Consider the following 21177-nt stretch of genomic DNA (forward strand, 5'->3'; position numbering starts at 1 on the left):
AATTCACATAGACGCGGCTCGCGGGATCGTCCCCGACCAGCACGACATGCAGGCCGGGCACGAGCCCGCGCGCCGCCTTGATCGCCGCGATCTCCTGCCCGATCTCGGCCCGCAATGCCGCCGCCGCCGCCTTGCCGTCGATGATGCGCGCCTGTGCCGTCATGGTGCCGCCTCCTTGCCGCGAGACGCCCTCATGCGCGATCGCCATGCGGGCGGCAAGTATGGATGCGACGCCGTCTTGGCGATTTGCGCCGCGCTTGCTTGTCCTCGCTCCTGCCGGCCTGTAATCGACCATGGGCAGCGAGCGGGAGAGCCGAGGACGTGACGACAGGATTTGCCGCCATCCCCAACTCTGCACGGTATTGGATAACGGGAGCGCGGTGTCCGGCCTCTCTCATCACATGCCTTTCACCAGATTATAAGATCGATGATGGCCTCGCGAGAGTTGACCTCCTGATTGAAGACGGCGCGATCTCCGCCATTGAACCAGGCTGGTGGCCGCCAACCCAGGATCACAACGGCGAGATCGACTCGTTTTATCACCTCGACGGCGGCATCCTCCTGCCGCGCCTCGTCGACATCCATGTCCATCTCGACAAGGGCCATATCTGGCCGCGCCGGCGCAATCCCGACGGCACCTTCATGGGCGCGCTCGACAACGTCATGGCCGATCGCGAGGCGAACTGGACGGCTGAGGATGTGCGCGCCCGCATGGAATTCGGCCTGCGCTGCGCCTACGCCCACGGCACCGCCGCGATGCGGACGCATATCGATTCCCTCGGCAAGCAGATCGAGATCTCCTGGCCGGTCCTGGCCGAGCTGCGCGCGGAATGGGCCGGGTGCATCGTCTTGCAGGCGACGCCGCTCTTCGGCATCCAGTTCGCGCTCGACGCCGCTCACATGCAGGCGGTGACGCGGGCTGTGAGAACGCATGGCGACGGGATCTTCGGCTGCGTCAGCTACATGATCCCCGAGCTCGACAAGGCGCTCGACATCGTCTTCCGCACGGCGATCGAGAACGGCTTCGACCTCGATTTCCATGTCGACGAGACCAATGATCCGGCGGCCCGCTCGCTCGAGCATATCGCCGAGGCGGCCCTGCGACATCGCTTTGCCGGCAGGATCCTTGCCGGTCATTGCTGCTCGCTCGCCGTGCAGGCGCCGCAGGACGAGGCGCGGATCATCGCCAAGGTGAAGGAGGCCGGCATCGCGGTCGTCTCGCTGCCGATGTGCAACATGTATCTGCAGGATCGCCAGGCCGAGCGCACGCCGCGCTGGCGCGGCGTCACCGCGCTGCACGAGCTGAAGGCGGCCGGCGTCGAGGTGATGATCGCGTCGGACAACACCCGCGACCCGTTCTACGCCTATGGCGATCTCGACCTGGTCGAGGTGCTGCGCGAGGGCACCCGCATCCTCCAGCTCGACCATTCGGGCAATGACTGGGCGAACGCGGTGGCGCGCACGCCGGCTAAGATCATGGGCCATGCCGAAACGGGCCTGCTCTCGCCCGGCGGCCCCGCCGACCTCATCCTCACCCGCGCCCGCGACTGGACCGAGTTCTTCGCCCGCCCGCAGGCTGACCGCACGGTGCTGGTCGACGGCAAGGCGATCGACCGCAGCCTGCCGGATTATCGCGAGCTCGACCATCTGATGAACAGGACCGCATGAGCCCCCGCTACGACATCGCCGCCCTCAAGGCCCGTCTGAACGGCATCCGCACCGAGGACAATCCGGCGCTGGTCAAGCAGAAGAGCCGCGACTTCTTCTGGTATTCGCCGACGCTGAAGCGCCAGCTCGATCATGTCACCGCCGACATCATCGTTGCGCCGGTGAACGAGGCGCAGGTGCTGGAGACGTTGGCCGCCGCTCACGCGCTCGGCATCCCGGTGACGCCGCGAGGCACCGGCACCGGCAATTACGGCCAGGCCATGCCGCTCTCGGGCGGCGTGCTGCTCGATCTTGCGGGCTTCAACACGGTGAAGAGCATCGAGCCCGGCCGCTATGTCGCCGAGCCCGGCGCGGTGATGGCACGGATCGACGAGGAGACCCGGGCGCATTCGCGCCAGGAGCTGCGCCTGCATCCCTCGACCTACCAGACCGCCTCGATCGGCGGCTTCATCGCCGGCGGCTCGGGCGGCGTGGGCTCGATCAAATGGGGCGGCCTGCGCGACTGGGGCAACATCATCCGGCTCAAGGTCGCGACGATGGAGGCCGCGCCGCGCATTCTCGAGCTGACCGGCGACGACCTCCACAAGGTCGCCCATGCCTATGGCACCAACGGCATCATCACCGAGGTCGAGATGCCGCTCGGCCCGGCCTATGACTGGGTCGACCTGATCCTCGGCTTCGACGACCTGCGCGCCGCGACCGAATTCGCCAACGCGCTCGGCGAGCAGGACGGGCTGGCGCTGAAGAACCTCGCCGTGGTCGCGGCGCCGGCGCCTCACGATTATTTCCTGCGGCACAGGAAATTCCTGCCGCGCGACAGCCATGTCGTCATCGTCATGGCGGCCGATTTCGCCGTCGAGGCGCTGCTCGCCTATGCCAGGCGCTTCCGCGGCGCGGAGCTGCTGATGCGTTCCGACAAGCTGTCGCCCGACGAGGCGAAGGGCCTGCCGCCCGGCTACGAACTCGGCTGGAATCACACGACGCTGCGCGCGCTCAGGGTCGATCCCGCGATCACCTATCTCCAGGTGCTCTATCCCTTCCCCAACCAGGTCGAGCTGGTCCAGACGATCCATGCGCGCTTCGGTGACGAGGTGCTTTGCCACCTCGAATTCGTCCGCTTCGACGGCAAGATCACCTGCTTCGGCCTGCCGCTGGTGCGCTTCACCAGCGAGGAACGGCTGGAGGAGATCATGGCGATCCATGAGGAGATGGGCGCGCCGGTCTTCAACCCGCACCGCTACACGCTGGAGGAAGGCGGGATGAAGCAGACCGACGACCTGCAGCTCGCCTTCAAGCGCGAGGCCGATCCGCAGGGCCTGCTCAATCCCGGCAAGATGATCGCCTGGGAAGACCCGTCCTATGATTACCGCTCCGGCAAGACCTTCCTCTTTCGCAGCCTGGCCGATGCCGGCGTGAGCGGCTGATCATGCGGGTGCTCGTGCTCTACGCCCATCCCGATCCCGAGAGCTTCGGAGCGGCGTTGCACCTCGCGACCGTGAAGGCGCTGGAGGCGGCCGGGCACGAGGTCGACGATTGCGACCTCTATGCCGAGGGCTTCGAGCCGGCGCTCAGCCGCACGGAGCGTGTCGGCTACCATGACCTTGCCAGCAACACGCTTCCCGTTGCCGGCTATGTCGAGCGTCTCCAGGCCGCCGAGGCGCTGGTCCTGTGCTTCCCGGTCTGGAATTTTGGCTATCCCGCGATCCTCAAGGGCTTCTTCGACCGCGTCTTCCTGCCCGGCGTCTCGTTCAAGCTCACCGATGGCACGGTCAGGCCCAATCTCTGGAACATCCGCAGGCTCGCGGCGGTGACGACCTATGGCGGCTCGCGCTGGCGCGCCCTCCTGATGGGCGACCCACCGCGCAAGGTCGTTTGCCGAGCGGTGCGGGCCGTGTGTCATCCGGCGGCGCGGCCGCTTTATCTGGCTCATTACGACATGAACCGCGCAACCGCGGCCAGTCGCGACGCTTTCCTGGCCCGCGTTGCGAAAAAGATGCTCTCTCTCTGATTTCATGCTGCGCCTGCGTCATCACGCTGTCATGATCGCAAGCGATTTCACAGCCGGCGAAAAGTTTTCCGAGCAGTTTCCAAGGACCGGCTCATGACCAAGTCCCTCGAGAAAAGCGTCGGTCGGGCCCTCCTGGTCACAGCACGGCTGCATCGCGCGCGCATGGGCGAGAGGCTCAATGCGCTCGGGCTGTTTCCCGGCCAGGAACAGGCGCTGAAATCCCTGCAGCCCGCGCCGATGACGATGGGCGAGCTCGCCACCCTGCTCAGGGTCAAGCCGCCGACCGTGTCCAAGACGATTGGCCGGCTCTCCTTGCAGGGTCTGGTGACGCGCGAGGGCGGCGGCCGCGACGGGCGTCTGGTCCAGGTCGCGCTCACCGAGAACGGCCAGAAGACCGCCTCGGCGCTCGACGCCGTCTGGAACCAGGTCGAGGACGAGTTGCTCGAGAAGCTCGACTCCAAGGAGCGCAAGCAATTGCGCAAGCTCCTGCGCAAGGCGTCCAAGGGCCTGTCCAAGGCCGGGGTCGAGCTGGACGACCCCGATGCCGATGGCGACGAGGCCGATAGCGACGCCTGATCCGCGCATGGAGCACATGCTTTCACGCGCTGGTGCTGCCCATTAAATCGGTTAAGTCTGCTCCCGCCATTCTCTCAATGCATGACGGGACGTTTCCTTGCCCGCCTATTCCCACCAACCGGAGACCGGCCGCTCACGGCTGATCGCCATCGGCCTGATGTGCGGCGCCGTGCTCTGCTTCTCGCTGCTCGACACCAGCGCGAAATGGCTGACCGGCTCGATGGACCCGCTCCAGATCGTCTTCGCCCGCTATGCCGGCAGCATGTTGCTGGTCTCGCTGCTGTTCAATCCCTGGAGCCGCCCCGGCGTCCTGCGCAGCCGCAAGCCCTGGCTCCAGGCCGTGCGCTCGCTGCTGCTGCTCGGCTCGACCGCGCTGAACTTCTTCGCGCTCAAATATCTCCAGCTCGCCGAGACGGTCTCGATCATGTTCGCGACGCCGCTCGTGGTGGCGCTCGTCGCCGGGCCGCTGCTCGGCGAATGGCCCGGGCCGCGCCGGCTCGCCGCCATCGCCGTCGGCTTCCTCGGCGTGCTGGTGATCACGCGGCCGGGCCTGGGCGGCATGCACCCGGCCGCGATCCTCGTCGTCATCGGCTGCGGCTGCTACGCCTTCTATTCGCTCTCGACCCGTGTGCTCGCGGCCTATGACCCGCCGGAGACCACGATGGTCTATTCGGGCGTCGCCGGCACGGTGGCGCTGCTGCCGCTGATTCCGCTGTTCTGGAGCTGGCCGCAGGGGCCTTTGCCCTGGCTGGCGATGCTGGCGACCGGCGTCTTCGGCGCCTTCGGGCACTGGCTGCTGATCCTGGCGCATCGGCTGGCCCCGGCGACCATTCTCGCGCCCTTCATCTATTCGCAGATCGTCTGGATGATCGCGCTCGGCTTCATCGTCTTCGACCAGCTGCCCGATCGCTGGACCTTCGTCGGCGCCGCCATCGTGATCGCGTCAGGCCTCTATCTGCTCTATCGCGAGCGCGTCCGGCACGTGCCCGAAGGCTCGGCCCGGTTGGATTGAGCCTTCCCGTCATTGCGAGCGGAGCGAAGCAATCCAGGAGGCCTCGCACGGCCACCCTGGATTGCTTCGTCGCTACGCTCCTCGCAATGACGGTAACGCTCAGCCCTTGCCCGCCAGCGAGACGCCGCTCTGCCCGGCGATCCAGTCTGAGATCATAGGCACGTAGTCATCGCCCTTGCCGGCGGCGACGGCCGAGGCATAGACGTTCTTCACCGCATTGCCGACCGGGTTCGGAATCCCGGCCGCATTGGCCACGCCTTCGAGATAGCGCACGTCCTTCAGCGCATTGACCAGCGTGAACTTATGGGCGTCGCGGTCGCGTTCCAGCACGTATGTCATGAAGGTCTGGTAGAAGCCGCAATCCATCCGGCTGCCCGAGATCACGCTGTTGAAGGTCTGCGGCGTGATGCCGATCTTCTGCGCCAGGGTCAGCGCCTCGGCATAGATCGCGCCATAGCCCATCGACAGGAAGTTGTTGAGCAGCTTCATCTTGTGGCCGTCGCCGACCGGGCCGAGATGCACGACCTTCTGCGCCCAGGCCTCGCAGGCCGGCTTGATCCGCGCGAAGACCGCGTCGCTGGCGCCGATCATGGTCGAGAGCTGGCCCTGCGCCGCCTGCGCCGGGGTGCCGCCGAGCGGCGCGTCGCAAAGATGCAGGCCCTTGGCCTCGAGCTCGGCCGCGAGCCTGACGGTCGAACCTGGATCGGAGGTCGAGCAATCGACGATCACCGTGCCGGGCTTCGCCCCGGCGACGATCCCGTCCGGCCCGTTGAGGACAGCCTCGACCTGCGGTGAGCCGGTCACGCACAGGAAGATGACCGTCGCCTGCCCGGCCAGCTCCTTCGGCGTCTTCGCTTCTTTGGCGCCGGTCGCGACCAGCTCCTCGACCGGCTTGCGGTTGCGATGGCCCATCACGGTCAGGGGGAAGCCCTTGTAGACCAGATTGCGCGCATGCCCTGCCCCATCAGTCCGACGCCGATGAAGCCGATGGACTCTTTGCCGGTGCTCATCTTCAATATCTCCGCCTTATGTGAGAAGGACACGGGGTGCGGTGGCCGAAACAGGCCGCCGATTTCGCTGGAAACCCTGCATTCCGCTTCCGGAGAGGCGTGCCATGACCAGAAACGGCCAGACCGCCGAGGCCGACCCGGCCGCGAAACCGGGAATCGCGGCGGCAGGCCGCGGCCGGGTGACGCTGCAGATCATCGCCGACCATCTCTCGGTCTCGACGGCGACCGTCTCGCTGGCTTTGCGCGGCTCGCCGCTGGTCGCCGACGCGACGCGGCTGCGCGTGCAGCAGATCGCCCGCGACATGGGCTACAGCTACAACCGCAGCGCCGCCTCGCTCCGGACCGACCGCACCAATATCCTCGGCGTCGGCTTCCACGACATCACCAACCCGTATTTCGCCGAGCTCCTCGCCGCGATCGAGGAGACCGCGACCGCGCACGGCCGCTCGATCCTGCTCGGCACCTATGCCGAGAACCTCGAGCGGCAGGACCGCGTGCTCAACACGCTGAAGGAATATCGCCCGGACGGCATGGTGATCTGCGCCGCCGGCGGCAGCACGGCCGAAACCTTCGGCCACCTGATCGCGGCCGGCGTCCCGCTCGTCCAGCTCTCGCGCGAGATTCCGGGGCTCGACCTCGATTTCGTCGGCTCCGACGACCGGCACGGCACGATCCTCGCGCTCGAGCACCTGATCGGCCTCGGCCATCGCCGGATCGCCTTTCTCGGCGAGAGCCAGCTGATCTCGACAGGGCGCAACCGCTATGCCGGCTATCGCGAGACGCTCGCGAAGCACGGGCTGCCCCTCGATCCCACGATCGTCTACTCCGCCTATGGCACCCGCGAGAACGGGCTCCTGGGCATCCAGAAGGTACTCGACGCCGAGAACCCGCCGACGGCCGCGGTCTGCTTCAACGACCTCACCGCCTTCGGCGCAATGCTCGGCCTGCGTCATCGCGGGCGCGAGGCCGGCGTCGATTTCTCGCTGGTCGGCTGCGACGACGTTCAGGAGGCGGCGCAATGGTATCCGGCGCTGACCACGCTGAAGAACTTCCAGGACGAGATGGGCCGCAAATCGGCCGAGCTGCTGATCCGACGCATCGCCGAGCCGTCGGCGCCGACGCGACGCGTCGTGCTGACGCCGGAGCTGATCATTCGGGGCACCACCGCTCCGCCGCGCACCTGAGCTGCGCTCAGGTGTCATTCGCGGGCTTGGCGTTGAGCGCGCGATAGGCCCGCACCACCTGGGAATCGTCGCGCGCCCCATGGCCGAGGCCGGAGCTCGCCAGGAACATCTGATGCGCCGCGGCGGCGAGCGGCAAGGCCGTCTTCGCCGCCCGCCCGGCATCGAGAACGATGCCGAGATCCTTGACGAAGATATCGACCGCGCTGGCGACCGGCGGATCGCCTGTGAGCATGCGCGGGCCGCGATCCTGGAGCATCCAGCTCGAGGCCGCCGAACCGCCCATGATCTCGAACAGGACCTTGCCGTCGATCCCGGCCTTCTCGGCCAGCGACAGCGCTTCCGCCGCGACCGCGATATGCACGCCGCAGAGCAGCTGGTTGACCGTCTTCACCGTCGCGCCCTGGCCGGGCGTCTCGCCGACATGGAAGACCTTGTCGCCCATCGCGTCGAGCACGGGTCTGGCGAGCGCGAAGCTCTCCTGCGAGGCGCCGACCATGATGGTCAGGCTCGCCCCGCGCGCGCCCTTGATCCCGCCTGAGACCGGTGCGTCGACGAGGTGCCGGCCGGTCTTCGCCACTGCGGCGGCGATCGCCTCGGCCTCGCCGGGCGGGCAGGTCGCCATCAGGATGACGACCGCGCCCGGCGCGAGCGCCTCGAGCGCCCCCGCCTCGAACAGCACCGAACGCGCCTGCGCGGCGTTGACCACCATCAGTACCAGCGCCTGCGCCCCTTCGGCAGCGGCGCGGGCGCTGTCGGCGCCATGGCCACCGGCGGCGGCGAGCGCATCGCGCGCCTCGGGCCGCATGTCGAAGCCGGTGACCCGGAACTGGCGCTTGACGAGATTCTCGGCCATCGGCGCGCCCATGGCGCCGAGACCGACGAAGGCGACGGATTTGATCATGGTCACGATTGAGCTTTCTGCATGCAGGCGCGCGGGCGCGCCCGCCGGATTATTCCTTCACGGCGCCCGTCAGCGACGCGACGTAATAATCGACGAAGAAGGAATAGAGCAGCGCCACCGGGATCGAGCCGAGCAGCGCCCCGGCCATCAGCGAGCCCCAGTGATAGACGTCGCCCTCGACGAGTTGGGTCAGCACCGCCACCGGCACGGTCTTCTTCTCGGCCGACTGGATGAAGGCGAGCGCATAAATGAACTCGTTCCAGGACAGGGTGAAGGCGAAGATGCCGGCCGAGATCAGCCCGGGCAGAGCCAGCGGCAAGGTGATCTTCCACAAGGTCTGCAGCCGCGTCGCGCCGTCGATCATGGCGCATTCCTCGAGCTCATAGGGGATCGACTTGAAATAGCCGATCAGGAGCCAGGTGCAGAACGGGATCAGGAAGGTCGGGTAAGTCAGGATCAGGGCGAATTGCGAGTCGAACAGGCCGAACTGGAAGATCAGCGTCGCCAGCGGGATGAACAGGATCGAGGGCGGCACGAGATAGGCGAGATAGATCGCCAGGCCCACATAGCCGGAGCCCTTGAACTTCAGGCGCTGGATCGCATAGGCGGCGAGCACGCTGGCGAACAGCGAGAGCGCGGTCGCGACCGTCGCGACCGTCATCGTCGTCAGCAGCCATTGCGGGTAGTCGGTCTGGAAGAGCAGCTTGTTGATATTCTCCAGCGTCGGCGATTTCACCCAGAACGGATTGTTGTTCTTGTAGTCGAGCAGTTCGCCGTTCGGTTTGATCGCCGTGATCGCCATCCAGTAGAACGGGAAGAGCAGCACGATCACGAAGATCGAGAGCGGCAGGTAGACCATGATGAAGCGGCGCGGGCCCGACGACCAGTCGATGACGCCGGTCTGCTCCTTCTCGACGAGGTGCGGACGCGCCGCGGCAGCCTGATCAGTCATTGTCTTCTCCCTGCTGCCATTTGCGGCGGGCGAGCGCGAAGTAGCTGAACAGCGTGGCCAGCACGAGGAAGGGGATCATCGCCACCGCGATCGCAGCACCCTCGCCGAGCTGGCCGCCGGGAATGCCGCGCTGGAAGGCGAGCGTCGCCATCAGATGGGTCGAGTTGATCGGCCCGCCGCGGGTGATGGCGTAGACGAGCTGGAAGTCGGTGAAGGTGAACAGCACCGAGAAGGTCAGCACCACCGCCAGGATCGGCATCAGCATCGGCAGCGTCACGTGCCGGAAACGCTGCCAGGCATTGGCGCCGTCGAGCATCGCCGCCTCGTAGAGCGCCGGCGAGATCGTCTGCAGACCAGCGAGCAGCGAGATCGCGACGAAGGGGATGCCACGCCAGGTATTGGCCGCGATCAGCGACCAGCGTGCCGCCCAGGGCTCGCCGAGGAAGTCGATATAGGTGTCGCGCCAGCCGAGCACGTCGACCAGCACATAGGAGATGATCGAGAACTGCGGATCGTAGATCCACCAGAAGGCGATCGCCGAGAGCACCGTCGGCACGATCCAGGGCACCAGGATCAGCGCCCGCAGCAGCGATTTGAAGGGCAGGTGGTTGTTGAGCAGCAGCGCCAGCCAGAGGCCGAGCGCGAATTTCCCGACCGTCGCGACGCCGGTATAGAGCAGCGTGTTCCAGACCGAGGTGATGAAGACCCGGTCCTGCCAGAGCGATACGAAGTTCTCGAAGCCGATGAAATGGCCGCTGCGGCCGATGCGCGTGTCGGTGAAGGCGAGCCAGATGCCCAGTCCGAGCGGATAGCTCAGGAAGACCAGCAACAGGCCGGCCGCCGGCAGCAGGCAGATGAAGATGAGAAAGGGTTTGTGGTCGAGCAGCCGGACCAGCCAGTTTTGCGGCAGGTGATGAACGGTCCGGGCTTCGGCGGCGATCGTCATGGCGCTCTTCCCGTGAAGCAGCCGCGCCGCCGGAAAACCGGCGGCGCGGTCGTGACGATCAGGTGCGGTAATAGCGCTTGGCGCGGCGCTCGGCCTCGGCGGCGGCCTCTTCCGGCGTCGCCTGGCCGGCACAGACGGAGGCGACCATCTGCACCATGACATATTCGGCGTTGACCGTACCGGCGGCTTCGGTGATTGCGCCCTTGTAGCCGCTCCAGAGAGCCCGCTCCCAGGTGTCGCGATAGACCAGGATCTTCGGATCGGATTCCCAGACCTTGCTCTTGGCATAGCCCTTGAGCGGCTGCGTCCAGTAGCCGAAGCAGCCCGTCAGCCACTTGTCGTACTGCTCGCTCTCCATCATGAAGCGGAGATATTCCTTGGCCGCGTTCGGGAACTTGGTGTGCTTGAACACCATGGCGTTGATCACGAGCGCCGTCTCGGTCGGCCGCCCGACCCCGGCTCCGATCGGCATCTCGGCGTGATTGAGGTCCTTGCCGACCGCCGCGACCTTCTCGTCCTTCGAGTTCTTGATCGAGAAGTAGAGCGAGACGCCGTTCTGGGTCAGGCCGACTTCGCCGGCGGTCAAGGCCTTGTTGTTGCTGATGTCGAGCCAGGACAGGGTGCCCGGGATGAAGGTCTCGTAGAGCGCCTTGCCGTATTTCAGCGCCTCGATCGTCTCCTTGCTGTTGATCGCGACCTTGTTGTTCTCGTCGACCATGTAGCCGCCATGCGACCAGACCAGCCAGTTGCAGAAGGCGTTGCCGTCGCCGACCGCGTTGCCGAGCGCGAAGCCGGCCGGATGCCCGGTCGCCTTCAGCTTGCGGCAGAGGTCCAAGAAGCCGGCATGGTCCTTCGGGAAGGTGTTGAACCCGGCTTCCTTGACCCAGGATTCGCGATAGACCGCCGGGCCGCCGGAGCCGCCCATCGGGATCGAGATCCAGGTGTTGGTCTTGTCCTTCTTGCCGTATTTCTCGGCGACCGGGTACCAGCCGCCATATTTCTTGCCGAGATCCTCGGCGATCGGCGTCAGGTCGACCAGCTTGTCGGCGAAGATATGCGGGTCGTCGGCCCAGCCGACGACGACGTCGGGCCCGGCGCCGGTATTGGCGGTCACCGCCGTCTGCGGACGCAGGTCCTCCCAGCTCGCATAGTCGACGCGAACCTGGACGCCGGTCGCCTTGGTGAAGGCTTCGGTGTTCTCGTTGAAGATCGTCTGGTCGGGATCGACGAACTTGGTCGGGCGCAGGACGCGCAGGGTCGCGCCCTTTTCGATATTGGCCTGGGCAATTGAAGGCAGGGGCAATGTGGCGCCGGCGGCGAGGCCGGCGCCGCCGATCAATACGTCGCGTCTGGAAACCGTCATGAGTCATCTCCTCCGTTGGACCGCGAGGCCCTGCATGGGAGCCTCGTCAGGGTTTGTAGGCGGCAGATTCGCGGCGCGGCCGGGGGAGCCCCCGGCGGCGGACCAGCGGAATTCAGATGCGCTTGCCGGTCGCGGCGTCGAAGAGATGCGTGACCTGCGTGTCCGGCCGGATATGGATGTCCTCGCCGGGCTTGGCGGTGATCCGCTCGCGGAAGACGCAGGTCAGGCTCTGGCCGCCGCAGCGCACGATGACCTGGGTCTCGGAGCCCATCGGCTCGATGACCACGACCTCGGCGGGCAGTCCGGCGGGGTCGAGCTGGATATGCTCGGGGCGGATGCCGAACACGGCAGCCCGGTCATTCGAATCGGCCGGATGCTTGCCGATCGGCCAGATCACGCCGCCTTCGGTCTCGAAGCCGTTGGCGCGGATCGTGCCTTTCAGCAGGTTCATCGAGGGCGAGCCGATGAAGGCCGCGACGAAGAGGTTCGAAGGATTGTCGTAGAGATCGAGCGGGGCGCCCATCTGCTCGACGATGCCGTCATGCATCACGACGATCTTGTCGGCCATGGTCATGGCCTCGATCTGGTCGTGGGTGACGTAGACCGTCGTCGTCTTCAGGCGCTGGTGCAGCTCCTTGATCTCGGTGCGCATCTGCACGCGCAGCTTGGCGTCGAGATTGGAGAGCGGCTCGTCGAACAGGAAGACCTGCGGGTCGCGAACGATGGCGCGGCCCATGGCGACGCGCTGGCGCTGGCCGCCCGAGAGCTGGCGCGGATAGCGGTCGAGCAGCTTGTCGAGGCCGAGGATGCCGGCGGCCTTGCCGACGCGCTCGTCGATCTCGGCTTTCGGCGCCTTCCGCAGCTTCATCGAGAAGGCCATGTTGTCGGCCACCGTCATATGCGGATAGAGCGCGTAGTTCTGGAACACCATGGCGATGTCGCGCTCTTTCGGCGGCACGTCGTTGACGACGCGCGGGCCGATGCGGATCTCGCCGCCGGTGATGTTCTCCAGCCCGGCGATCATGCGCAGCAGGGTCGACTTGCCGCAGCCGGAAGGCCCGACCAGGATGACGAACTCGCCGTCGTCGATATCGATGTCGACGCCGTGGATGACCTGCGTCGAGCCATAGGCCTTGCGCACATCCGCGATCTGGACTGACGCCATGAGGGGCTTCTCCCGGTCTTAACGTTTCCTCTGGGATGCGGTGCCGTCTCGCGCGGAGACTTCCGTATCGCCGCTGCTATCGGTTTCTCGTGACCGATCGACGGAAACCCATCGCAACCGGGCGTGCCCTGTTGCGCCGCATTCCATCTACGATAAAGTCATACGATACGGACGAGCGTGTCAAGCGCCGGAATCGCCCGGGAATGCCCGTTTTCCGGGCTCTGGCGGGCAGCCGAGAACGATGAGGACGCCGGTCATGAGGGTCCGCGACTTTTCGCGACCGACGACCCTGAACCCCGACCGCCTGTTCGGCCAGGTCGCCCAGAAGCTCGCGGTCGCGATCATCTCGGGCACGGTCAAGGCCGGAGACCTGCTGCCGAACGAGGACGACCTGCGCTCGGAGATCTCGGTCTCGCGCACCGCCTATCGCGAGGCGGTGAAGTTCCTGACCGGCAAGGGGCTGATCGAGGCGCGCCCGAAAAGCGGCACGCGGGTGGCGCCGCGCGAGAACTGGAACCTGCTCGATCCGGACGTGCTGTCCTGGCATTTCGAGGCCGATCCCAACGAGAAATTCATTCGTGAGCTGTTCGAGTTGCGCCGCTTCGTCGAGCCGAACGCGGCGCGCCTGGCCGCGCAGCGGCGCACGCCCGCCGACCTGGTGCGGATCGAGGCCGGCTATCGCGGCATGATCGACAACCCGCCCTATGACGACGCCACCATCCGCGCCGACCTCGCCTTCCACGAGGCGATCTTCGTGGCCGCCCAGAACTCCACGCTGCAATGCCTGGCGAGCGTCGTGACCGCGACGATCCAGTGGTCTCTCCTGCTCAAATCGGTCGATGACCGGGAGTTCTTCATCGCCTCGCTGGTCGATCACGAGCGCGTCCTCGACGCGATCATCCGCCGTGACGGGGACCTGGCGGCGGCCCGGATGGCCGGGCTGGTGAGCGACAGCCTCAACACCACGCTGACCTTCCTGACCAGCTCCACAGCGCTGAGCGCGACGAAAATAGCTTGAATAAGTCATACTACATATGACGAGGATGCGCTTTTCTCGCGTCCTCGCCTGTGTAGAAATGAGCGCAGCGCCGCTCCCACCATCAGCGGCGAAGTCATTCAATCGTTTTAAAAACTTGAAATCAAGCCACCCTGCCCTCGCCTCTCGATCTGACGGAACCTCGCGACATGCCAGACGCCACCGACATCATCATGACCGGCCCGTTGATGGCCTATGCCGCCGACCAGCTCAGGGCCCGCTTCACCGTGCATGAGCTCTGGAAGTCGGAGGATCGCGCCGCGATGCTGCGCGAGCTCGGCGGCAAGGTGCGCGGCGTCGCCGGCGGGGGCTCGCATGTCAAGATCGACGGGGCACTGTTCGACGCGCTGCCGAAGCTCGAGATCATCTCGAATTTCGGCGTCGGCTACGACAATGTCGATGCCAGGGAGGCCGGCAAGCGCGGCCTCGTCGTCACCAACACGCCCGACGTCCTGACCGACGAGGTCGCCGATCTGACGCTCGGCCTGCTTCTCGCCACCGTGCGCCAGCTGCCGCAGGTCGATCGCTATCTGCGTGCCGGAAAGTGGCTGGAAAAGGCCTATCCGCTGACCACCTCGCTGCGCAAGCGCAAGGTCGGCATCGTCGGGCTCGGCCGCATCGGCAAGGCGGTGGCGCATCGGCTCGAGGCCTTCGGCCTGCCGATCAGCTATCACGGCCGCTCGCGCCAGGCCGATGTGCCCTATCGCTACTATCCCTCGCTGGTCGAGATGGCGGCCGATGTCGATACGCTCGTCTCGGTCGCGCCCGGCGGCGCGGCGACGCATCACATGATCAATGCCGAGGTGCTGAAGGCGCTCGGGCCGAACGGCATCCTCGTCAATGTCGGCCGCGGCACGGTGGTCGACGAGCAGGCGCTGGTCGAGGCGCTGAAGAGCAAGGCCATCCTCTCGGCCGGGCTCGACGTCTTCGAGGACGAGCCGAAGGTGCCGGCCGAGCTGATCGCGATGGATCATGTCGTCCTGCTGCCCCATGTCGGCTCCGCATCGGTGCATACGCGCGAACAGATGGGCCAGCTTCTGGTCGACAACCTGAAATCATGGTTCGATGGCAAGGGACCCCTGACGCCGGTTGTCGAGACGCCATGGACGAAAGCCTGAGACAGCAAAGGTCGGTTCGGATGCGGCCAGGTCATCTCTTGCTGCTGGCGGCGGGCCTGCTCGCCGCTGGCGCCGTGCGGGCCCAGACGCCGCCGCTGCCGCGCGGAGCGGAGGCGGCGCCCGAGGCGCTCCGGCCCCTGCTCGGCGCCTGGGACATCGAGCTCGTCGGCGCGCCGCGCAAATGCACCATCACCCTGGGCGCCGAGCCTGCGGCGCGGGGACGGCAGCTGCGGTTCCCGGCGACCTGCCGGCGCGCATTGCCGATCCTGGGCCAGGTCGCCGGCTGGAGCGCCGCCGGCGATGGTGCGCCGCGCTTCGAGGATTCGGCCGGAAAGCCGGTCGTCGCCTTCACCAGGGCTGCCGCCGGCTTCGATGGCAAGGGCACCGACGGGAAGCAATATCTGCTCGATCCGAAGGGCTATCCGCGCAGCGCCCCCCGGGCCCAGCCCAGCAGCGCGGAACGCGCCGCGACCGCGGCCGCGCGCCTGACGACGGTCGATCCGGCCAGCGCGCCAGCGGCTGAAACCGTGCCGGGACGCTATGCGATGATGCGCCAGCAGAACCGCGAGGCCTGCGCCATCACGCTGGCCGCCGGCCCGCTCAACAGCACCGGCCGCGCTCCGGCCAGCTTCGACGGCCGCTGCGACGATACCGGCCTCATGATCTTCGACCCCGTCGGCTGGCGTTATGCGGCCGGCCGGCTTTCGCTGATCGCCCGCAAGGGCCACAGCGTCGAGCTGGTCTTCGAGAGCGGCCAGTGGCGCAAGGATCCCGCCGTCGGCGCGCCGTTGCTGCTGCGCAAACGGGCACCCTGACGCGGCTCCCGCGCCGGGTTGCGGCCATACACCACAGCCGGACTGGCCGCGCCGTTCAGGAAGGATTCGGCCCACCGTGCTGATCTGGGCTCCGAAACGAGGAGCTTCCGAATGACACGCAGCCTTTTCCTCAGCGCTTTCATGACGCTCGCACTCGCTGCGCCTGCGCTCGCCAGCACGCAGGACCCACCCAGCCGGCCGGTCCGCATTTCGGCAGGGACAAGCGATGATGCCACGGCCAAGCCGCCTGCCGCATCAGAACAGCAGGCGAGCGCCGATGAAACGGAGATCACGGACGACACTGCGCCAGCGCCCGAGCGCAAGGTCCGTGTGATCCTCGATTCGCCCTACGGACGCTGACCGGCGGGCCGCGGCGTCACTCCGCCGCTTCGACCTTGAGCACGCCGCGCCGGATCTGGTCTTCCTCGATCGACTCGAACAGCGCGCGGAAATTGCCCTCGCCGAAGCCGTCATCGCCCTTGCGCTGGATGAACTCGAAGAAGATCGGCCCGAGCACGGTGCCGGAGAAGATCTGCAGCAGCACCTTGCTCATCCGGCCCTTCTTGTCGCCGAGCGCGACCGCGCCCTCGCCGTCGATCAGGATGCCGTTGGCTTTCAGCCGCTCGACCGGCTCGCCATGGTTCGGCACACGCGCATCGACCTTCTCGTAATAGGTCTCGGGCGGCGACGGCATGAAGGGCAGGCCGTTCTTCCGGAGCTTTTCCACGCTGGCATAGATGTCATGGGCGCCTAGCGCGACATGCTGGATGCCCTCGCCCTTGTACTGGCGCAGGTATTCCTCGATCTGGCTCTTGTCGTCGAGCGACTCGTTGATCGGGATGCGAATCTTGCCGCAGGGCGAGGTCAGGGCCCGCGAGATCAGGCCGGTGAGCTTGCCCTCGATATTGAAGAAGCGGATCTCCCGGAAATTGAAAAGCTTGCCGTACCAGCCGGCCCAGTGATCCATGCGGCCGCGCATGACGTTGTGGGTCAGATGATCGAGATAATACATCCCGGCCTGTTCGGGATGCGGATCCTTCTCGCCGATCCATTCGAAATCGACATCCCAGATCGAGCCCTTCTCGCCATAGCGCTCGACGAAATAGAGCAGCGAGCCCCCGATGCCCTTCACCGCCGGGATCTGCAGCTCGCCCGGCCCGACCTTGCTCTCATAGGGCTCGGCGCCCAACGACACGGCGCGCTCGAAGGCATGTTTCGCATCGACGACACGGAAGGCCATCGCGCAGGCGCAGGGCCCGTGCTCGGCGGCAAACGCTTGAGCGAAGGAATCGGGCTCGGCATTGACGACGAAATTGACGTCGCCCTGGCGATAGAGCGTCACCCGCTTCGAGCGATGTTTCGCGACGGCGGTGAAACCCATTTGCTCGAAGAGCGGACCGAGCTTCTCCGGCTCGGGATGGGCATATTCGACGAACTCGAAGCCGTCGGTTCCCATCGGATTGGCGTCGGAAATCGTGGGCGGGGCGGAATCGTGCGGAAACGGACCCATGAGCATGTTCCTCCGAATGTCACAGGCCCCCATGCTCGCGCATGATCGCGACAAAGAGCTTGCAAAATGCGGATGCAATAGGCTGAATATGCATGAAACATGTATGATCTCGCTGGATGACGCATAAGATGAGCGGGCTCGACTCCTTCGACTGGCGCCTGCTCGACGCGCTCCAGCAGGACGCCTCGTTGACCAATGGCGCGCTCGCCGAGAAGGTCGGGCTCTCGGCGAGCCAGGTCTCGCGGCGACGCCAGCGGCTGGAGGAGGAGGGCACGATCCGCGGCTACCGCGCCCTGATCGAGCCGGCCGCCATCGGGCTCGGGGTCACGGTCTTCATCCATGTCGCGCTCGACACCCATTCGCGCGACAATGCACGGCGCTTCCGCGATCTGGTCCGCCTGACTCCCGCCATTCTCGAGGCGCATGCGCTGACCGGCGAGGCCGACTATCTGCTCAAGGTCGCAGTCGGCGACCTCAAGGAGCTGTCCCGCTTCGTCAACGAGATCCTGATGCCGCATGAGAGCGTGGCGCGCGTCCGCTCGGAGATCGCGCTCGATACCCTGAAGGAGCCCGGCCTGTTGCCATTGCCGATGAACTGAGCGAGCGTCATTCGCGCTTTACATGGCGGCTTCAGAATCGGACCCGATCAGGTCGAATCACGTTGATCGGTGAAGCCGCCTCTCAACTATGACTTGAGAACGCGAGAGCCTATTAGTTGCTTTGCAACCTGATCGGCGCCTGCTCTAGCGCTCGCGTGGTCCGGTCACTACCTGCATGGTCACGCTCGCTACCGCATCCGACCTGAAGGAGCCTTCGATGTTCAATGCCAAATCCCTCCTCGACGCGCTGATCAGCGCCGGCAACCAGGCCGGCCAGGGCTCCGTCCGGCCGGGCCAGCCGGGAGGACTCGGGAGCATGCTGGGCGACCTCAGCCAGCAGGTGCAGAAGAGCGGCGGCATCGGCGGGCTTGCCGGCCAGATCTTCGGCCAGGCGACCCAGGGCGTCGGCGACGCCGCCCGGCAGACCGGCGTGCAGCAGCGCGCGGGCGACGCCTTCAGCCAGGTCTCGGGCGGCCGCAGCCCGCAGCAGATCCTCGAACAGGCCAAGGGCATGTTCAACAGCAACCCCGCCATGGCGACCGCCGTGCTCGGCGGCCTCGGCGCGCTCGTCTTCGGCACCTCGGCCGGCCGTTCGGTCGCCGGCTCGGCGGCGAAGCTCGGCGGTCTCGCGCTGATCGGCGGCCTCGCCTACAAGGCCTATCAGAACCACCAGGCCGGCAAGCCGCTGCTCGACCTGCAGCAGCAGGAGGTGCTGCCGGCTCCGGCCGGAACCGGTTTCGAGCCGGAAGCCGCCAACGAGGCGACGGCCCTGATCTTCGTGCGCGCCATGATCGCGGCCGCGGCCGCCGACGGCCATATCGACGACCAGGAGCGCAACGCCATCCTGGGCGGGCTGCGCGAGGGCGGCTTCGATCCGGAAGCGAATGAGTGGCTCGCCAACGAGCTCGCCAAGCCGGCTTCCGTCGAGGTGCTGGCCGCGGCGGCTGAGACACCCGAGCTCGCCGCGCAGATCTATACGGCCGCGCGGCTCGCCATCAATCCGGACACCCCGGCGGAGAAGGACTTCCTGGCCGGGCTCGCCGGCTCGGTCGGCCTCGATGCCGAGCTCGTCGCCAATATCGACGCGGCCGCGAGCGCCGCCAAGGCCTAGAGCCGGATCCGATCGGATTGCTGCGCAATCTGATCGGCGCGTTCTCTAGGCTTCGACGCAGATCCGGGGTGCGTCGAGCGTGGATTGACCGCTCGACGCGGCCAGTCGACGGATAGGGGATGCAATCACCATCCCCTCACTGGTCGGCGCGCCTGCCCTTCTACTATGGCTGGCTCATCATCGGCATCGCCTTCGTCACGATGGCGATCGCCGTCAGCGCGCGCACGGCGTTCTCGCTGCTGCTGCCGCCGCTGATCGACGAGTTCGGCTGGGATCGCGGGCTCGCATCGGGCGCCTTCTCGTTCGGCTTCCTGCTCTCCGCCGCGACCAGCACATTCGTCGGCCGCGTCATGGATAGGCACGGCCCGCGCGTCGTGATCGAGACCGGCGTGGCGATGCTGGCGGCAGGCATGCTGATCGCGCCCGCAATCAGTGCCGCCTGGCATCTCTACCTGACGCTCGGCGTCCTGGTCGGCTGCGGCGCCAATCTGATGAGCTTCTCGGCGCAGTCGCTGTTCCTGCCGAACTGGTTCGTGCGCCGCCGGGCCTTTGCGATCAGCATCGCCTTTTCCGGCGTAGGCGTCGGTGCGCTGCTGCTCCTGCCCTGGCTGCAATCGATCATCAGCCGGGATGGCTGGCGCGCCGCCTGCTGGATCATGGGCCTGCTCGTGCTTTTTCTGCTCGGCCCGCTCAATCTCCTGGTCCGCCGCAAGCCGCAGGATCTGGGCCTGCTGCCCGATGGCGAGACCGGCTCGGCCGGCACCGGTGCGGCGCAGCGTGCGGCGGCCGTGGTCGACCCTGCCTGGGTCGCGATCGAATGGACGCTGGCACGCGCGCTGCGCACCGCGCGCTTCTGGTGGATCATGCTCGGTTATTTCTGCGCGCTGATCGCCTGGTATGCGGTGCAGGTCCACCAGACCAAGTACCTGATCGAGGTCGGCTTCACCCCGCTGGCGGCCGCCTGGGCGCTGGGACTGGTCAGCGCCGTCGCCATCCCCGGTCAGATCGGTCTCGGCGCCCTGTCGGACCGCATCGGCCGGGAATGGATCTGGATGGTGGGCTGCCTCGGCTTCGCCATCTGCTATGCCGCGCTGATCGCGCTGGAGCACACACCGTCGCCCGTGCTGCTCTATGTGATGGTGATCGCGCAGGGTTTTCTGGGTTACGCGCTGGCCTCGGTGATGGGTGCGATCGTGGTCGAGATTTTCGAAGGGCCGCATTTCGGAGCGATCTTCGGGACGACCACGGTGGCGCTGCTCGGTGGCGGCGCGGCCGGGCCCTGGTTGGCGGGCGCGATTCACGATGCGACCGGCAGCTATCGCCCGGCCTTCCTGCTGGCGATCGCCTGCTGCCTGGTCTCGGCGGCGGCGATCTGGCTGGCGGCGCCACGAAAGGTGCGGTTGGTGCCGGGGCGCGTCAGGCACCGGCCTTCGGCTTCGACCACGGATTGAGCGCCGCCAAGGTCCGAGCGGTTCGGCAGCTCAGTGGGCCGCGGACTTCGAGAACAGGTTGATGACGATCACCCCCGCGACGATCATGGCCATGCCGATCAGCGCCGGGGCGTCGAGCTTCTGGCCGAACAGCACGAGCGCGATCAGGCTGATCAGCACGATGCCGACGCCGGACCAGATCGCATAGGCGATGCCGACCGGGATCGTGCGCAAGGTCAGCGACAGGAAGTAGAACGCGCTCGCGAAGGCGATGACGGTGATCAGCGAGGGCACGAGCCGGGTGAACTCGTTCGACGCCTTCAGCGCCGAGGTGCCGATCACCTCGCTGACGATGGCGAGCGCGAGATAGAGATAGCTCATGCGGTCCCGGACTCCGCGAAGAGGCCCATCATCCGCTCCGGCCCGTATTGCCGGACTTTAGGGCGCACGGCGCACGCCGTGATCGTCCTCGAAGACCGGACGGAAGAACGAGCGCTCATAGCTGATGATGAAGCGGTGCTTCTCGTTCAGCGCCACCGCCGCCAGGCATTCCTCGTCCTTGAACGAGGCATTGCGGTAGTCCTCATAGGTCGCGAGCGACGGAAAGCTGAACATCGCCAGAGCGACGTTCGAAGTGCCTTCCGACGGCATGAAATAGCCGTGATGCTTGCCGCCGAACTTCTCGACCAGCCTGATCCAGAGCTTGCCATAATGCTCGAAGGCCGGCAGCTGATACGGGTCCACGACATAGCGCAGATGGCAGGTGATCATCG

At 66.5% G+C, this 21177-nt stretch carries 22 protein-coding genes and 1 pseudogene; 13 read left to right on the forward strand and 10 right to left on the reverse strand.

The genetic code is table 11. The features are described from left to right. Positions 1-295 (reverse strand): tetrahydrofolate dehydrogenase/cyclohydrolase catalytic domain-containing protein (locus ACTIF2_RS07410; protein WP_439496400.1); only part of this gene is annotated, 295 nt, incomplete at its 3' end. A gap of 26 nt (positions 296-321) precedes the next feature. On the opposite strand from ACTIF2_RS07410, the gene ACTIF2_RS07415 reads away from it, so the two are divergent. The 5 genes from ACTIF2_RS07415 (at position 322) to ACTIF2_RS07435 (ending at position 5264) form a co-directional block, all read left to right on the forward strand. Continuing rightward, a complete protein-coding gene (locus ACTIF2_RS07415) occupies positions 322-1668 on the forward strand; it encodes a cytosine deaminase (RefSeq protein ID WP_439496401.1) in 1347 nt (448 codons plus the stop codon). Further along, positions 1665-3092 (forward strand): FAD-binding oxidoreductase, encoded by a 1428-nt coding sequence (locus tag ACTIF2_RS07420; RefSeq protein WP_439496402.1) that lies wholly within the window; start codon positions 1665-1667, stop codon positions 3090-3092. Before ACTIF2_RS07415 ends, ACTIF2_RS07420 begins: the two co-directional genes overlap by 4 nt. A gap of 2 nt (positions 3093-3094) precedes the next feature. Next, positions 3095-3676, forward strand: coding sequence for an NAD(P)H-dependent oxidoreductase (locus ACTIF2_RS07425; protein ID WP_439496403.1), 582 nt, complete (start codon positions 3095-3097; stop codon positions 3674-3676). Between the two features lie 93 nt (positions 3677-3769). Continuing rightward, complete coding sequence (locus ACTIF2_RS07430; protein ID WP_439496404.1) at positions 3770-4252, forward strand: MarR family winged helix-turn-helix transcriptional regulator; 483 nt, start codon at positions 3770-3772, stop codon at positions 4250-4252. A 97-nt stretch (positions 4253-4349) separates the two neighbouring features. Continuing rightward, positions 4350-5264, forward strand: a complete 915-nt coding sequence (locus ACTIF2_RS07435) for a DMT family transporter (RefSeq protein WP_439496405.1) — start codon at positions 4350-4352, stop codon at positions 5262-5264. A gap of 99 nt (positions 5265-5363) precedes the next feature. On the opposite strand, the pseudogene ACTIF2_RS07440 reads toward ACTIF2_RS07435, so the two are convergent. After that, positions 5364-6274, reverse strand: a pseudogene (locus ACTIF2_RS07440) (NAD(P)-dependent oxidoreductase). A 104-nt stretch (positions 6275-6378) separates the two neighbouring features. Here ACTIF2_RS07440 and ACTIF2_RS07445 point away from each other — a divergent pair. Further along, positions 6379-7458: a LacI family DNA-binding transcriptional regulator gene (locus ACTIF2_RS07445; RefSeq protein WP_439496406.1), complete on the forward strand. Its 1080-nt coding sequence runs from the start codon at positions 6379-6381 to the stop codon at positions 7456-7458. A 7-nt stretch (positions 7459-7465) separates the two neighbouring features. Here ACTIF2_RS07445 and ACTIF2_RS07450 read toward each other — a convergent pair whose 3' ends face one another. The 5 genes from ACTIF2_RS07450 to ACTIF2_RS07470 form a co-directional block, all read right to left on the reverse strand. Beyond that, complete coding sequence (locus ACTIF2_RS07450) at positions 7466-8359, reverse strand: NAD(P)-dependent oxidoreductase (protein ID WP_439496504.1); 894 nt, start codon at positions 8357-8359, stop codon at positions 7466-7468. 49 nt (positions 8360-8408) lie between these two features. Further along, the gene (locus tag ACTIF2_RS07455; protein WP_439496407.1) at positions 8409-9311 is read right to left on the reverse strand and encodes a carbohydrate ABC transporter permease; all 903 of its coding nucleotides are present in this window, start codon (positions 9309-9311) and stop codon (positions 8409-8411) included. After that, positions 9304-10257: a carbohydrate ABC transporter permease gene (locus tag ACTIF2_RS07460; RefSeq protein ID WP_439496408.1), complete on the reverse strand. Its 954-nt coding sequence runs from the start codon at positions 10255-10257 to the stop codon at positions 9304-9306. Before ACTIF2_RS07460 ends, ACTIF2_RS07455 begins: the two co-directional genes overlap by 8 nt. Positions 10258-10315: 58 nt before the next feature. After that, a complete protein-coding gene (locus ACTIF2_RS07465) occupies positions 10316-11620 on the reverse strand; it encodes an ABC transporter substrate-binding protein (RefSeq protein WP_439496409.1) in 1305 nt (434 codons plus the stop codon). A 112-nt stretch (positions 11621-11732) separates the two neighbouring features. Further along, a complete protein-coding gene (locus tag ACTIF2_RS07470) occupies positions 11733-12785 on the reverse strand; it encodes an ABC transporter ATP-binding protein (RefSeq protein ID WP_439496410.1) in 1053 nt (350 codons plus the stop codon). Between the two features lie 256 nt (positions 12786-13041). Here ACTIF2_RS07470 and ACTIF2_RS07475 point away from each other — a divergent pair, with 256 nt between their 5' ends. The 4 genes from ACTIF2_RS07475 (at position 13042) to ACTIF2_RS07490 (ending at position 16114) form a co-directional block, all read left to right on the forward strand. Further along, entirely contained in the window at positions 13042-13803 is a 762-nt protein-coding gene (locus tag ACTIF2_RS07475; RefSeq protein WP_439496411.1) for a FadR/GntR family transcriptional regulator, read from the forward strand. A gap of 167 nt (positions 13804-13970) precedes the next feature. Further along, positions 13971-14939: a 2-hydroxyacid dehydrogenase gene (locus ACTIF2_RS07480; protein WP_439496412.1), complete on the forward strand. Its 969-nt coding sequence runs from the start codon at positions 13971-13973 to the stop codon at positions 14937-14939. A 20-nt stretch (positions 14940-14959) separates the two neighbouring features. Further along, on the forward strand, positions 14960-15754 hold the full coding sequence (locus ACTIF2_RS07485) for an AprI/Inh family metalloprotease inhibitor (protein WP_439496413.1): 795 nt from the start codon (positions 14960-14962) through the stop codon (positions 15752-15754). A 111-nt stretch (positions 15755-15865) separates the two neighbouring features. Continuing rightward, positions 15866-16114, forward strand: coding sequence for a hypothetical protein (locus ACTIF2_RS07490; RefSeq protein ID WP_439496414.1), 249 nt, complete (start codon positions 15866-15868; stop codon positions 16112-16114). A 16-nt stretch (positions 16115-16130) separates the two neighbouring features. Here ACTIF2_RS07490 and hppD read toward each other — a convergent pair whose 3' ends face one another. Next, on the reverse strand, positions 16131-17264 hold the full coding sequence (hppD, locus tag ACTIF2_RS07495) for a 4-hydroxyphenylpyruvate dioxygenase (RefSeq protein WP_439496415.1): 1134 nt from the start codon (positions 17262-17264) through the stop codon (positions 16131-16133). 128 nt (positions 17265-17392) lie between these two features. On the opposite strand from hppD, the gene ACTIF2_RS07500 reads away from it, so the two are divergent. The 3 genes from ACTIF2_RS07500 (at position 17393) to ACTIF2_RS07510 (ending at position 20425) form a co-directional block, all read left to right on the forward strand. Continuing rightward, entirely contained in the window at positions 17393-17863 is a 471-nt protein-coding gene (locus ACTIF2_RS07500; RefSeq protein ID WP_439496416.1) for an Lrp/AsnC family transcriptional regulator, read from the forward strand. Between the two features lie 217 nt (positions 17864-18080). Continuing rightward, entirely contained in the window at positions 18081-18974 is an 894-nt protein-coding gene (locus ACTIF2_RS07505) for a tellurite resistance TerB family protein (protein WP_439496417.1), read from the forward strand. Positions 18975-19093: 119 nt separating this feature from the next. Beyond that, complete coding sequence (locus ACTIF2_RS07510; protein WP_439496418.1) at positions 19094-20425, forward strand: MFS transporter; 1332 nt, start codon at positions 19094-19096, stop codon at positions 20423-20425. Between the two features lie 30 nt (positions 20426-20455). Here the strand turns inward: ACTIF2_RS07510 and ACTIF2_RS07515 are convergent, their stop codons facing one another. Continuing rightward, on the reverse strand, positions 20456-20785 hold the full coding sequence (locus ACTIF2_RS07515) for an SMR family transporter (protein ID WP_439496419.1): 330 nt from the start codon (positions 20783-20785) through the stop codon (positions 20456-20458). A 57-nt stretch (positions 20786-20842) separates the two neighbouring features. Beyond that, positions 20843-21175 carry an NIPSNAP family protein gene (locus ACTIF2_RS07520; protein ID WP_439496420.1) on the reverse strand — a complete coding sequence of 111 codons (333 nt, stop codon included), beginning with the start codon at positions 21173-21175 and terminating at the stop codon, positions 20843-20845. Between the last annotated feature and the right edge of the window lie 2 nt (positions 21176-21177).

The sequence above is a fragment of the Allobosea sp. genome (genome assembly GCF_051860145.1).
GTDB lineage: Bacteria > Pseudomonadota > Alphaproteobacteria > Rhizobiales > Beijerinckiaceae > Allobosea.